This window comes from Rhizobium album (assembly GCF_003122325.1).
Taxonomy (GTDB): domain Bacteria; phylum Pseudomonadota; class Alphaproteobacteria; order Rhizobiales; family Rhizobiaceae; genus Metarhizobium; species Metarhizobium album.
The window spans coordinates 81,859-95,011 of record NZ_QFBC01000017.1; the positions used below are offsets into that span (position 1 = coordinate 81,859).

Here is a 13,153-nt window from a genome sequence, read left to right on the forward strand (position 1 = left end):
GGGGGAGAAGGTGGCCCGAAGGGTCGGATGAGGGGGCGAGACAAGGTGAGGTTTTGCCGTGTGGCGCCCCCTCATTCCGCAAGCATGAGTCCCACTACCGGATCGGCCGCAGCAGCCGGAGCGCGTTCATCGTCACCAGCACCGTGGCGCCCGTATCGGCGAGGATGGCCGGCCACAGGCCGGTGATGCCGGCAATCGTCGTGACCAGGAACACCGCCTTGAGGCCGAGCGACATGGTGATGTTCTGGACGATGTTGCGCATGGTGCGCTTCGACAGGTCCACCATCAACGCCACGTCCCCCACCCGGCCGTGAAGCACGGCGGCATCGGCGGTTTCCAGCGCCACATCCGTGCCGCCGCCCATGGCGATGCCGATGTCGGCTGCCGCCAGCGCCGGCGCATCGTTGATGCCGTCGCCCACCTTGCCGACGACAAGACCCTGTTTCTGCAGTTCGCCGACGATGCGCTGCTTGTCCTCGGGCATCAGTTCGGCGCGGACGTCGATGCCGAGCGTCTTGCCGATGGCCGTTGCCGTCCGCTTGTTGTCGCCCGTCAGCATCACGGTGCGGATGCCGGCATCGGTGAGCGCCTTCAGGCCCGAAACCGCGTCTGCCCGCGGTTCGTCGCGCATGGCGATCGCGCCGGCCAGCACGCCGCCGGTTATCAGCAGCGATACGGTCTTGCCCTCGTCATTGAGCGCAGCGATGGTTGCGGCCTGTTCTGCCGAGACCGCCACCTGTTCCGCCGCAGCCTTGGGCGAGCCGAGGAACACCGCCTCGCCCTCGACCGTCGCCGTCACGCCCTTGCCACCCAGGGCCTTGGCATCGGTGGAAGGCGGAATGTCGATGCCCCGGTTTTTCGCCTCGGTGAAGATTGCCATCGCCAGCGGATGGCTGGAGCCGACTTCCAGCGCTGCGGCCAGGCGAAGCGTCGAGGGCGCATCCTTGCCGAAAGCGATGATGTCGGTGACTTTCGGCTGGCCTTCGGTCAGCGTGCCGGTCTTGTCGAGCGCGATTGCCGTGAGCTTGCCGAGGCCTTCGAGCACGGCGCCGCCCTTGACCAGTAACCCGCGGCGCGCCCCGGCCGACAATGCCGCGGCAATCGCCGCCGGCGTCGAGATCACCAGAGCGCAGGGGCAGCCGATCAGCAGGATCGCCAGGCCCTTGTAGACCCATTCGGACCACGAAGCACCGGCGACCAGCGGCGGAAGGACCGCCACCAGAGCGGCGACGACCACGACGCCCGGCGTATAATATTTCGAGAACCGGTCGATGAACCGCTCCGTCGGCGCCTTGGATTCCTGCGCTTCCTCGACGAGACGGACGACACGGGCGATGGTGTTGTCCTCGGCGGCGGCGGTGACGCGGATGCGAAGGGCGGCATCGCCGTTCACAGTCCCGGCGAAGACAGTGTCACCGGTCTCCTTGCGGACAGGCACGCTTTCGCCGGTGACGGGCGCCTCGTTGATGGCGCTGTCGCCTGAAACGATTACCCCGTCGGCGGAAATGCGGTCGCCGGGGCGCATCAGGATCACCGCGCCGACGGCGAGTTTTTCCGCCGGGACCTCGCTGACCTTGCCATCTTCCTCGACGAGGGCGGTTTTCGGCACCAATTTTGTCAATGCCTTGATGCTCTCGCGGGCCTTGCCGGCGGCCACGCCTTCCAGCAATTCGCCGACGAGAAACAGGAAGACCACCATGGCCGCCTCTTCCGTGGCATTGATGAGGAGCGCGCCGACGGCGGCGATCGTCATCAGCATCTCGATGGAAAACGGCGTGCCGGCCATGGCCGCCATGATCGCCCGCCTGGCGATCGGCAGCAGGCCGACCAGCATGGCCGCGGCAAAAGCATAAGGACCGATCGCCGGGAAAAGATGGCCGATGCCGTAAGCGACGGCGACCGCCGCACCGGCCATGATCGTCAGCCGGCCCTTGCGGCTCTTCCACCACGGGCCTTCGCTCGGACCGTGGTCGTGACCATGCAATCCCTCGATCTCGGCGACGGCCTGCCTCGCAGCCGGAGGAGTGTGATCATGATCGTGACGATGCAATTCACCATGCGCGTGATCGTGGGCGTGCGCATCGTGATCATGGTTACAGGACGGACCGTGGGCGTGCGCCTCCTGCGGCTGACCAACCTCCCGTGGCGCCAATCGGGCCACGTCGTAACCGAGCCCAGACACCTTCTTGCCGATGGCCTCGAGGTCGCTGGCTTCGTCGTGGCTGACCGTCATCGTCCCTGACGTCACCGACACGGAGACGTCGGCGACGCCGGGCATACGCCGCACCGCCGTGTCGATCTTGCTGGCGCAAGACGCGCAATCCATGCCGTCAACCCGGAAACGTGTCTGCAAAGGCGTGGTCATCGGTCGGTTCTCCTGTTTACAAAACAGGTTCTACGACCTCTAGCCACTAGAGGAACAAGAGGTATTTTTCGATTTTTCAGTTTGCGCCCCTGTCCTCAGCGGCTGCCTTCAGCGTCGCGGATCGCCTCGACGACATCGATAAAGGTCACGTCTTCCCGTGTCATCGACCGGGCGGGGTTGGTGATGAGATAGGTCCGCACGGTCGGCAGGTCTTCGTAGGGTGGCAGCTGCCAGAGCCGCCCTTCCCTGGCATACAAGGCCCCCATTGACACGTTCAGCGGCCCGAAACCAATGCCCGCCTCGATCAGCCGCAGGACCTCCTCGTCATTGGCCGAACTGGCGATCCGGTTGTCGCGAAAGCGATTGCCGATGCCGACCCGCGCCACCGCATCAAGGCCCGCTTCCAGATGGTCGCTTTCGAACGAAATGTAGTTGTGCGCATCGAGATCGTCGAGCGTCAGCGCCTCGTGGCCGAACAGCGGGTGGCGGCGGCCGCAATAGAAGGCCATGCGGCTGGAGCCGAGGTAACGGCAGGCAAGATCGGGCAGCGCCCGGTTGAGGATGCACAGGCCGATGGCGGCATCGGCGGCCCGAACCCGTTCGACGACGACACCGGAAGGCGCCGTCTCGATCTCGATTTTTACGCCCGGCTGGCGCGTGTTGAATGTCTGCAGCGCCCGGTCGAAGGTGGCGGAGTCGATATGGTTGGCGACGAGCAGGCGCAGGTAACGGTTGGGTTCGGCCGCATCGGAGGCAAGGTCGGCGATCCGTTCGACGCCGTGCACGACACGCAACGTCTCCTCATGGAAAAGCTGGCCGTATTCGGTGAGCCGGAAGGTGCCGCGGGCGCGATGGATCAGCCGGTGCCCGACCGCCGCTTCCAGCCGGCCGAGCGCATTGGAAACGCTGGGTTGCGTTCGTAAAAGCCGTTCCGCGGCGGCGGTGATACCGCCGGCCTCGACGATGACCTGAAAGATGAAGATCAGGTTCCAGTCGAGATCCCTCAAGAACCGTTCGTTTCGCATGCCGACATCCCGCTGATACGGCTATGGCACCTATCAGAGAAACCGGGCGATGTCGAAAGGCGAAGGATCGGCGAAGGGTGTCTCGCCCGTCATCAGTTCGGCCAGCAGGCGGCCGGTCGCCGGGCCGAGCGTCAGGCCGTGATGCGCATGGCCGAAGGCAAGCCAGAGACCCGGATGCCGGCGTGCCGGGCCGATCACCGGTTTCATGTCCGGCGTGGCGGGACGCAGGCCGATCCACGGCTTGTCTTCGACAGGCTTACCAAGCGGGAAGATTTCGCGCGCCCGTCGCTCGGCGCGATCCAGCTGGACGCGGTTTGCCGGCGCGTCCGGCGCGGCAAGCTCGACGCCGGTCGTCAGGCGGATGCCCGCCGCCATCGGCGACATGACGTAGCCGATCTCCTCGTCGAGAACGGCGTGGCGCAACGTCGCCTCGCCTTCCGGGCGAAAATGCATGTGGTATCCCCGCTTGCCGACGAGGGGAACGCGATATCCGAGCGGTGAAAGCAGTGTGTTCGAATGGACGCCGAGTGCTACCACCACCGCGCCGGAGCGATGGGAAGCATTCTCCGTGACGATCCGCCAGCCGGCACGATCCGGCGCGATGCGACTGACGGCTTCGCGCCGGATCGTGCCGCCACGCATTTCGAACAGCGTTGCATATCCCTTCGTCAGGGCGCCGGGATCGGAAACGGTAAACGGATCGCGCCAATGGATGCCGCCGACCGCAGCCGGGAGCAGGGCGGGCTCCAGGCGTGCAAGTGCCTGCCGGTCGAGCACATCGGAGACGAGGCCATAACCGGAGCGCATCTCGGACGACCGGCGGCCGGCCTCGTCCAGCGTCGCGGCGCTGCGGACGACTTCGATCCAGCCGTCACGGCGCAGCAGGTGCGACAGGCCGGCAGCCTCGACCAGCCGTTCATGCTCGCCAAGACAGGCTTCGATCAACGGCAGAAGTTCGCCGGCGATCGTCGCCAGCCGGTCGGGATGCGAGGCGCGCCAGTAGCCGAGCAGCCATGGCGCGATCCGCGGCAGGAAGGCGGGGTCGTAGCGAACCGCTGCATTCCGGTTCGAGGCGTGACCGAGCAGGGCTCTCCAGTCGCGCGGGATGGCATAAGGAATGACGCTCGCTCGCTCGATCAGGCCGGCATTGCCGAAACTTGCGCCTTCACCGGGCGCATTGCGGTCGACGAGAACGACATCGCGGCCGCGTTGCTGCAGATGCAATGCCACGCTGACGCCGACAATGCCGGCGCCGAGCACGAAGATTTCCGATGTCATGGGGATCGATCCGTCAAGGAGAACCTGCCCCGGACGGCGATCCGCCGCCCGGAACCGGGAAAGGCATCACTCCATCTTGTAGATATCGAGCGAGAAATACTTGTCGTTGATCGACTTGTAGACGCCGTTGGCGACGATGGCGTCAAGGGCACCGTTCAGCTTTTCCTTGAGGGCACCGTCCTCCTTGCGGATCGCCATGCCGACGCCTTCGCCGACATATTTCGGATCGGTGATCGGCTTGCCCGTCAGGACGCAGCACTTGCCGTCCTCGGTCTTTTCCGTCCATTCGAGCATCGGCACGAGATCGCCGACCTGCATGTCGAGGCGGCCACCAGCAAGGTCGAGGTTGACTTCGTCCTGGGTCGGATACTGCTTGATGTCGGCATCCGGATGCGCGGCTTCCACGAAAGCGGCCTGCGTCGTTCCCGCCTGCACACCGACCGACTTGCCGCCGAGATCGGGCTTGTCGAGAACGGAGGCGTCGTCGCCCTTCTTCATGACGTAGGTCATGGCCGCCTTGTAATAAGGCTTGGTGAAATCGACGCTCTGCTTGCGCTCCTCGGTGATGAACATCGAGGCGATGATCACGTCGTATTTCTTGGCCAGCAGGCCGGGGATGATGCCGTCCCAATCCTGCGCCACGAGTTCGCATTCGGCCTTCAGCTCGGCGCACAGCGCGTTGGCGATATCGACGTCGAAGCCGATGAGCTTGCCGGCCGTATCGACGGAGTTGAAGGGCGGATAGGCGCCCTCGGTCGCAATCTTGATCTTCAGCGGCTCTTCGGCCTTGGCCGGCGATACCGCCACGAGCGTGGCGAGAACGAGGTTGGCGGCAATCGCCGCAATCTTGATCGACATGGGAAGCCCTCTGGCGCGTTTCTTTATGACGGCCCACATTACGCGCCGCTCAACAGCAAGCAAATTTATATATCGCATTATTTTCATAAATCTGGTGAATGTATTTTCACGCAATGCATTGGTGAGGAAACAGGCGCATGAGCGTTTTTGCCTTTGGTGTGCGGCCCGATCACTGTATGACAGGCGTGCGCCTTCCTCCAGTCCGGGAGACATGCTTGCAGCCGGTTTTCCTTTTCGATGGTCCCGACGACGCCGAAGTGACCGTGCTTTTGGCGCACGGCGCCGGCGCGCCGATGGATTCGGCGTCGATGACGGCGGCCACGGCTGCCTTGGCAGCGGCAGGCATGCGCGTCGCCCGTTTCGAATTCGGTTACATGGCGGCGCGCCGGGAATCATCCTCGCGCAAGCCGCCGCCGAAGGCGGAACTGCTGATACCGGAATACCGGCACGCAGTCTCCGCCCTGCCGGTCAAGGGAAAACTGATCATCGGTGGAAAGTCCATGGGCGGCCGTGTCGCCAGCATGGTGGCCGATCCCCTGTACGCGGAAGGCGTCATCGCCGGCCTCGTCTGCCTGGGTTATCCCTTTCATCCGCCCGGCAAGCCGGCGCAATTGCGCACGGCCCATCTGGAGCCCCTGAAAACACCCGCCCTCATCATCCAGGGCACGCTTGACGAATTCGGGACGCGCGACGAGGTCGGCGCCTATAGGCTGTCGCCATCGATCTCATTGCTCTGGCTGGAGGACGGCGACCACGATCTGAAACCGCGCAAGAGTGTTTCCGGATATACGGCCGCCCAGCATCTTGCCCGCATGGCGCAGGAGACGCGCGATTGGACGCGGCGCCTGCCGCCGGGAAAACCGGATCGCTGAACAGACCGTTCAACGCTCTTATCATGGCGGATGTCGCTTCCCATCTTGTAGGCTCCCGGGCCAAACGAACATCAAGGCTGTCTCATGAAGAAAATCGGTTTCCTTTCCTTCGGCCACTGGACACCCTCGCCGCAATCGCAGACCCGCTCTGCCGGCGATACGTTGCTCCAGTCGATCGATCTTGCCGTCGCCGTCGAAGAACTCGGCGCGGACGGCGCCTATTTCCGTGTCCACCATTTCGCCCGCCAGCTTGCTTCGCCCTTCCCGCTTCTGGCGGCGGTCGGGGCGAAGACGAAAACCATCGAGATCGGCACCGCCGTGATCGACATGCGCTACGAAAACCCATTCTACATGGCAGAAGACGCCGGCGCCGCCGACCTGATCGCCGGCGGACGCCTGCAGCTTGGCATCAGCCGCGGCTCGCCCGAACAGGTCATCGACGGCTGGCGTTATTTCGGCTTCCAGCCACAGGAAGGCACGAGCGATGCCGACATGGGCCGGAGCCATGCGGAAGTCCTGCTGCAGCTCCTGAAGGGCGAGGGTTTTGCCAAGCCCAACCCGCATCCGATGTTCCCCAACCCGCCGGGCCTGCTGCGCCTCGAACCGCATTCCGAAGGATTGCGCGAGCGGATCTGGTGGGGCGCAAGCTCGAATGCGACGGCCGTCTGGGCCGCCAGGCTCGGCATGAACCTTCAAAGCTCGACCTTGAAGAACGACGAGACCGGCGAACCCTTCCATATCCAGCAGGCGGCGCAGATCCGCGCCTATCGTGATGCCTGGAAGGAGGCAGGCCACAGCCGCGCGCCGCGCGTCTCGGTCAGCCGCAGCATCTTTGCGCTGGTCAACGACCTCGACCGCGCCTATTTCGGCCGCGGCGGCAAGGAACAGGATTCGATAGGCTATATCGACGAAAACACCCGCGCGATCTTCGGGCGCTCCTATGCGGAAGAACCCGACATATTGATCAAGCAGCTTGCAGAGGATGAAGCCATCGCCGAAGCCGATACGCTGCTTCTGACCGTGCCGAACCAGCTTGGCGTCGAATACAACGCCCATGTGATCGAGTCGATTCTCACACACATCGCCCCGGCGCTCGGCTGGCGGTAGAGCAAGCCCTGCAGACCATGAGGCAGCAAAGCCTTGCCTGCTGCCATCGCAAGCGGTTTTTTCCGCTTGCGATATCGGTCGCGCCTAACCTTCTCGGATCGCCCGGTTCACGAAACGCGGCGCGTCATCGGGCCGGTGTCGATCCGCCTGGTTTCGTAATAGACCTTTTTCTGCTCGTACATCAGCAGGTCGGCCCGCCTGACGAGGGATTCCATGCTTTCACCGGGTTCGTTCGTCGCGACACCGAATGACGCGCTGAGCGGCGCACTCGAATAGAACTGGTTGTTGATCTTCAGCAGTTCGTTGATGGTTTCCATCATGGCATTTGCCGCCTTGGCGTCCGTCCCGGGCATCAGCACCGCGAACTCGTCGCCGCCGATCCGCGCGGCGCAATTCGGCCTCGAAACCGCGCCGTTGAGGATTTCCCCGAAGCGCCGCAACAGGGCGTCGCCGGCATCGTGGCCGAGCTGGTCGTTGGCGTCCTTCAGTCCGTTCAGGTCGATCATGATCGCCGAGACCGGGCGAAGCGACTTCCGCTCCAGCCGGTTGATCTCGTCGACATAGAAGGCGCGGTTGTAAAGCTTGGTCAAAACATCGTGCTTGCCGAGATATTCGAGATAGGCTTCGGCCTTTTTCCGGGCGGTGATGTCGGTCAGAGCGACCTGGACGCGGGACCAGCTGTCCTCGTAGCCGGGAAACACCGAGAAATGTAAGAGGAGATGGCGCACCGCCCCGTCCAGCGCGTAGTTGATGACCTCGCGATGATGATAGAGGTTGTTGTTCCAAAGCTCCATCAACTGCTCGCGGAACGGCTTCTCCATGTCGTCACGGAAAATCTCGCCGATGCGCTGGAGCAGGCTCAGTTGATCCGGCGCGCAGAACAGGTCGAGCGTCGCTTGGTTGACGTCGATCACATGGATTTCGCTCATGCACTGCCGGACGAACTCCGGATGCACATCCATGAATGTGCGGAAATCGCTAATGCCACGGTCGCGGACTGTTTCGATCAACACCTTGACGCCGCTGAAATCCTCGATCCACAGCGATACCGGCGAATATTCGAAAATGCCTTCGGCATAAAGCCTCTGTGCGATCTCCGCCCGGCGCGCATCTTCACGCACCGTGATGTCTTCGGTGGTCAACAGAAGTTTGCCCAGCGTATCTTCATGGCCCGGCAGCACCGCGCCCCGCAGCTGGATATCCAGACGCCGGCCCGAAAGGGTGTAGTTGACGGTGGTGCTGGAAAACGTCTGCTTTCCGTCGAAGAGATCGGCCAGTTCGTTGACATGCGTTTCCAGCATATCGTCCCGGAAGACCTGGTGCAAATTGTTCCGGAGATGATCGAGATCGGTGGCTTCGAAAAGTTCGAGCGTCTTGGCGTTGACGTTCAACAGCCGGATCCGCGCCGAACATTGGGTGATGCGAGCGGTATCTTCGCACAGGAAAGCGCGGATATCCGTTACTCCTTGCGAACGCCAGAGATCGAAGAGGACTTTGACATCACTGAAATCCTCCATCCACATCGCGATTGGCGAGAGGTTGAAGACGTCTGAATCGAATGTCTCGGACATTTATCCACCTGAAAACGAGTTAAGTGTGCGCGCCGGCAGCGCAAAAACCCAGCGTATCCTTACTATTAGCTGCGAAAGGTAAACCGCTGCTTGACTGTTCCGGGGATCGCGTCGTCAATCGTGCGGCCACGCGACGAGCATGTTTTGCGACCGGACGTAACGCCGATGGGGCCTGCGCCTTATTGAACCTCGCCGGACGCGTGTTTTTGAGCCAGCCGGCTCATCTTGTGCTCCAGGTGGTTGTCAGGCTCGCTGTCGGCCGCTTCCTTGAGCATATGTGTCAGGCGCCGCAATTCGCTCTCATCGAGTTTTTCGATGCCCATGAAGCGGTTTTCGGCCGAACTGGTCAGAATCAACTCGTCCAGCTTCGCCTGCAACGCCTTGCCGTCCCGGTTCTGGGAATTTTGCAGGATGAACACCATCAGGAAGGTGACGATCGTGGTGCCGGTGTTGACCACCAGTTGCCACGTCTCCGAAAATCCGAAAATCGGGCCTGCGACGGCCCAGGCAAGGATCACCGCGAGGGCGAGGACGAATGTCGCGGGCTTGCCGCTGGCATCGGCGACCACATTGGAGAAACGGCAAAAGAAATCAGAAATGCGCATGAAACTGCTCCGCTTGAGTGCCACGATCGACAGCCAGAACGCTTTCGAAGCCCAACAGTTGCGTCGGCCATTTACCGATCGAATACGCGCGGGGATGGGCACCCCGGACGGCGTGCGACGACAGGCGCCGAACCTGTATCGTGCCTGCGCCCGCAGGTGGTGTCATTTTTGATAGCGGCCAGCTACGGGATCCATGTGAACAAGTCAAATCCATTGATTCCTCGGCTCAGGCCAAGCATAGGTTTGCCGACGTGTCCGTCCAGAATGATGATGCCCATCTCCTGCAGGCCGCCGAAAACAGCTCCGACCGTGCAGCCGACGGGTTCACACCCTTCTGGGAAAGGGGATCGGCATCCCCGTGCTGTACACCACCCGATATACGCGCAATGCAATCACAACGGCATCCTGGAACCGGACACGCACCTGCTCGCCAAGCCCTTCACGGTCGAAGACCTGGCGAACAAGGTGCGGTCGGTTATGGATATACAATCGTCGAAAAAAGGTGCATAGAGGCGAAGCGGCCGCGGTTAGGCTGCCTGCCGGCTCGAAAGTCCGCAGAAAGCGGGCTTTCGAGCACCTCAATGCTTTTTGGTGTCCTTCTTCGCGGCGGCATTCACATGATGCTCGTTTGTGCCGCCATGTACGCCGGACGCATTGCCGGTATTGTTGGGCTTGCTGCCCGAAGCCTTCTTTTCGGGATTTGCGCCCTTGGGATTATTCTGGCCTGCCTTGGCCTGCGGTGAACCGGCGTTGGTCGCCATATCCATTCTCCTTGGTCGTTGGGTGCACGAGACCGGCTTTGCCGATCCGCTGCCTCAACGGCGAAGCGGCGCCACTTGTTCCCGGCCACGGAGAATTGCGATCCCCGGCGGACATCATCAGCGCTTGCGGACCCGGTCAAGGACGCTTTCGAGCGCCGTGGTCAAGGCGTCCGTGCCGCCATGCGCGTGGAAACGGACGAACATCTGCTCGTTCAAGCCGCCCTTGGTGGAATATTCGTGGCGAAGATCCTCCAGCGAACGCGACGGTGCGTTCACAGCGACCGCGGATAGGCTGGAAAACAGCGGCGCGAGATAAGCCCTTGCCTGTTCCGTCGGCATGCCTTTTTCCCCCAGCCAGCCGACGACGTGGTCCATGATGCCGAAATAGGACCCCATCAGCGTACTCGCCGTTGTCAGCAACGCGAACTCCTCGACCGACCGGCACGGTACTGCCGTGCCAAGGGCGGCGAAGAAGGCTTCGACAGCCGGTGCCGGCGGGAAAACGACGGTGACGCCGCTGCGCGTCGCGACGAAGGGCAAGGGCACGGCGCGCACGATCTCCACCGGCGCATCGATCCATTGACGCAGGCTTTCGTGGTCGGCTGTCGCCACAAGACTGACGACCAGTTGTCCCGGCCGGAAATGCAGGGCACGCACGACCTCTTCCGCCACATCCGGCCGGATCGCCAGGAAAACCATGTCCGCCTCGTCGACGACCTGCCGGTTGTCGCCGGCGATGCGCACCTTCGGCGAACGGGCGGCAAGCCTGCCGGCTGTCGCAGCCGAGCGCGGCGAGACGATGATGTCGGGCAGATCCTCTCCATCGGACAAGATGCCGGTGACGATCGCTTCCGTGATCGTGCCGGTGCCGATGAAACCGAGCCGCGTGGATGCGGGGAGCGCCATCGTTCAATCCTCCACGATGGTATGGAAGCCTGCCGGCAGGAGCGCGGTCATGGCGGGCGAAGGGTCCGGCGACAACTGGATGTCAACGCGCGGGATCATGGCATGGGCGGCCAGGACGGAGCGGATTGCGACCGGCCGGTAGTAACTAACCGGGTCCGGTGCGGCTTCGGCGCTCTGCTGCGGCTTATCGTCTATGCCGGTCATCGACTTCTTCCCGATCCAGTTTTGTTGCGCCGCATTGTCCGACGCCGAAGCGACGCCGCTTCGGCCGGAAATGCCCTATGCCTCGAATTTTACCATCGTGCCACCGCCGGTCGCCTGATCGGTCGGGAACACCTCGATGCGGGCGACGTCGACATGCACGGGAAGCACGATCACGTCATGGACGATCTGGGCGATGTTTTCCGGCTGGATCGGCCGATAGCCGTCGTAGAGCACCGCATTCGCCTGGTTGCCGGGAATGGAGGTGCGGTAGAGCGCCGTCTGCACCCGGCCGGGCACGATCTCGCTGACCCGCACGGAACTGCCGAGAAGGTCGCAGCGCAGGTTGTCGCAAAACAGGCTGAGGCCGGCCTTGGAGGCACCATAGACGCTCATCGACGGATAGGGCGCCTGCCCGCCGCTGGAACCGATATAGATGAGATGGCCGCGCTTGCGCGCCACCATGCCGGGCAGCACCATCCGCGTCAGGTGCATCGGCGCCTTGAGGTTGATGTCGATCATCGCGTCGATTTCCGCCGGGTCCATGTCCGGAAAGGCAGCACGGGTCGAGAGGATGCCGGCATTGTTGACGAGAACGTCGACCGCGACGCCATCGAGCGCTTCGGCGATGCGCGCCGTGTCGCGCACATCCGCCTGAACGGCGATCGCGCCGGTCGATGCGGCAAGGGCGGCGAGTTCCGCCTCGTTGCGGCCGACGGCATAGACGGTGAGGCCCCGGTTGCGCAGCATCGGCACGATGGCCTTGCCGATACCGCTGGTGGCGCCGGTGACCACGGCGACGCGATAGGCGTCAGACATAGATGTAGCCTCCGCTGATCACGACGTTTTCGCCGGTGGCATAGGTGTTGCGGCCCGATGCCATCATGACGATCCATTCGGCCATTTCGGCCGGCTCGGCGGCGCGGCCGAGCGCGCTGGCCTTTGCGAGTTCCGGCAGGAAACCAAGCTCCTTGGCGCGATCGGTGGCAAACCCTGCAGGCGCCACCGAATTGACGAGGATCTGGTCCCTGGCGCATTCCTGGGCGAAGGATTTCGTCAGGCTGACGACGGCGGCCTTCGTCGCGGCATAATGCGCGTTCTGCGGATGCGCCTTGAAGGCATCGACCGAGGTGATGTTGACGATGCGGCCGGTTACCTCAGGCAGGGTGACGAACTGGCGCATATGGCGCACCGCCGCCACCATCATATGATAGGTGCCCTTGATGTTGATGGCGTTTTCCAGGTCCCAGTCCTCGTCGGTGATGTCCAGGATGGCCTTGCGGGGATAGATCGCAGCACTGTTAACCAGCGCAGTGATACGGCCGAGCTTGCCGGCAACCGCGTCGAAGCCTGCGTGCGCCGTCTCGGCCCGGGAGATATCGGCAACCGCGGTTGCCACTTCCGCGCCGAGTGCCTGCAGGTCCGCTGCGGCGGAGGCGAGCAACACCTCGTTGCGGTCGATGAGGCCGATTTTTGTCGCGCCGTGGGCGATCATCAGCTTCGCCGTCACAAGGCCGAGGCCCGAAGCGCCGCCGACGATGACAACAGACTGGTTCTTCACGTTTCCTACCTCGCGATTTTCAGGTTGCGCCACCATATTGGTA

At 63.1% G+C, this 13,153-nt stretch carries 13 protein-coding genes; 2 read left to right on the top strand and 11 right to left on the bottom strand.

The window, feature by feature from the left end:
* Positions 1 to 94: 94 nt before the first annotated feature.
* The 4 genes from DEM27_RS26685 to DEM27_RS26700 form a co-directional block, all read right to left on the bottom strand.
* A complete protein-coding gene (locus tag DEM27_RS26685) occupies positions 95 to 2,365 on the bottom strand; it encodes a heavy metal translocating P-type ATPase (RefSeq protein WP_109461296.1) in 2,271 nt (756 codons plus the stop codon).
* A 95-nt stretch (positions 2,366 to 2,460) separates the two neighbouring features.
* Complete coding sequence (locus DEM27_RS26690; protein ID WP_109461297.1) at positions 2,461 to 3,390, bottom strand: LysR family transcriptional regulator; 930 nt, start codon at positions 3,388 to 3,390, stop codon at positions 2,461 to 2,463.
* Between the two features lie 33 nt (positions 3,391 to 3,423).
* Complete coding sequence (locus DEM27_RS26695; protein ID WP_205908971.1) at positions 3,424 to 4,674, bottom strand: NAD(P)/FAD-dependent oxidoreductase; 1,251 nt, start codon at positions 4,672 to 4,674, stop codon at positions 3,424 to 3,426.
* Positions 4,675 to 4,734: 60 nt separating this feature from the next.
* The gene (locus tag DEM27_RS26700; protein ID WP_109461299.1) at positions 4,735 to 5,526 is read right to left on the bottom strand and encodes a lysine/arginine/ornithine ABC transporter substrate-binding protein; all 792 of its coding nucleotides are present in this window, start codon (positions 5,524 to 5,526) and stop codon (positions 4,735 to 4,737) included.
* 215 nt (positions 5,527 to 5,741) lie between these two features.
* Between DEM27_RS26700 and DEM27_RS26705 the strand changes: the two genes are divergently transcribed.
* Both DEM27_RS26705 and DEM27_RS26710 read left to right on the top strand, forming a co-directional pair.
* Complete coding sequence (locus tag DEM27_RS26705) at positions 5,742 to 6,398, top strand: alpha/beta hydrolase family protein (protein ID WP_109461300.1); 657 nt, start codon at positions 5,742 to 5,744, stop codon at positions 6,396 to 6,398.
* An 84-nt stretch (positions 6,399 to 6,482) separates the two neighbouring features.
* Positions 6,483 to 7,505, top strand: coding sequence for an LLM class flavin-dependent oxidoreductase (locus DEM27_RS26710; protein WP_109461301.1), 1,023 nt, complete (start codon positions 6,483 to 6,485; stop codon positions 7,503 to 7,505).
* A 107-nt stretch (positions 7,506 to 7,612) separates the two neighbouring features.
* Here the strand turns inward: DEM27_RS26710 and DEM27_RS26715 are convergent, their stop codons facing one another.
* From DEM27_RS26715 to DEM27_RS26750, 7 genes are all read right to left on the bottom strand, one after another.
* Entirely contained in the window at positions 7,613 to 9,076 is a 1,464-nt protein-coding gene (locus tag DEM27_RS26715) for a sensor domain-containing diguanylate cyclase (RefSeq protein WP_109461302.1), read from the bottom strand.
* A gap of 179 nt (positions 9,077 to 9,255) precedes the next feature.
* Positions 9,256 to 9,675, bottom strand: coding sequence for a low affinity iron permease family protein (locus tag DEM27_RS26720; RefSeq protein ID WP_109461368.1), 420 nt, complete (start codon positions 9,673 to 9,675; stop codon positions 9,256 to 9,258).
* 584 nt (positions 9,676 to 10,259) lie between these two features.
* On the bottom strand, positions 10,260 to 10,442 hold the full coding sequence (locus tag DEM27_RS26730; protein ID WP_109461304.1) for a hypothetical protein: 183 nt from the start codon (positions 10,440 to 10,442) through the stop codon (positions 10,260 to 10,262).
* A gap of 117 nt (positions 10,443 to 10,559) precedes the next feature.
* Positions 10,560 to 11,348 carry a pyrroline-5-carboxylate reductase gene (locus DEM27_RS26735; RefSeq protein WP_109461305.1) on the bottom strand — a complete coding sequence of 263 codons (789 nt, stop codon included), beginning with the start codon at positions 11,346 to 11,348 and terminating at the stop codon, positions 10,560 to 10,562.
* A gap of 3 nt (positions 11,349 to 11,351) precedes the next feature.
* On the bottom strand, positions 11,352 to 11,552 hold the full coding sequence (locus tag DEM27_RS26740) for a hypothetical protein (RefSeq protein WP_109461306.1): 201 nt from the start codon (positions 11,550 to 11,552) through the stop codon (positions 11,352 to 11,354).
* A gap of 75 nt (positions 11,553 to 11,627) precedes the next feature.
* Positions 11,628 to 12,368, bottom strand: coding sequence for an SDR family oxidoreductase (locus tag DEM27_RS26745; RefSeq protein WP_109461307.1), 741 nt, complete (start codon positions 12,366 to 12,368; stop codon positions 11,628 to 11,630).
* Positions 12,361 to 13,110, bottom strand: a complete 750-nt coding sequence (locus tag DEM27_RS26750; protein WP_109461308.1) for an SDR family NAD(P)-dependent oxidoreductase — start codon at positions 13,108 to 13,110, stop codon at positions 12,361 to 12,363. The genes DEM27_RS26745 and DEM27_RS26750 overlap by 8 nt, the downstream gene beginning before the upstream one ends.
* Positions 13,111 to 13,153 lie beyond the last annotated feature (43 nt).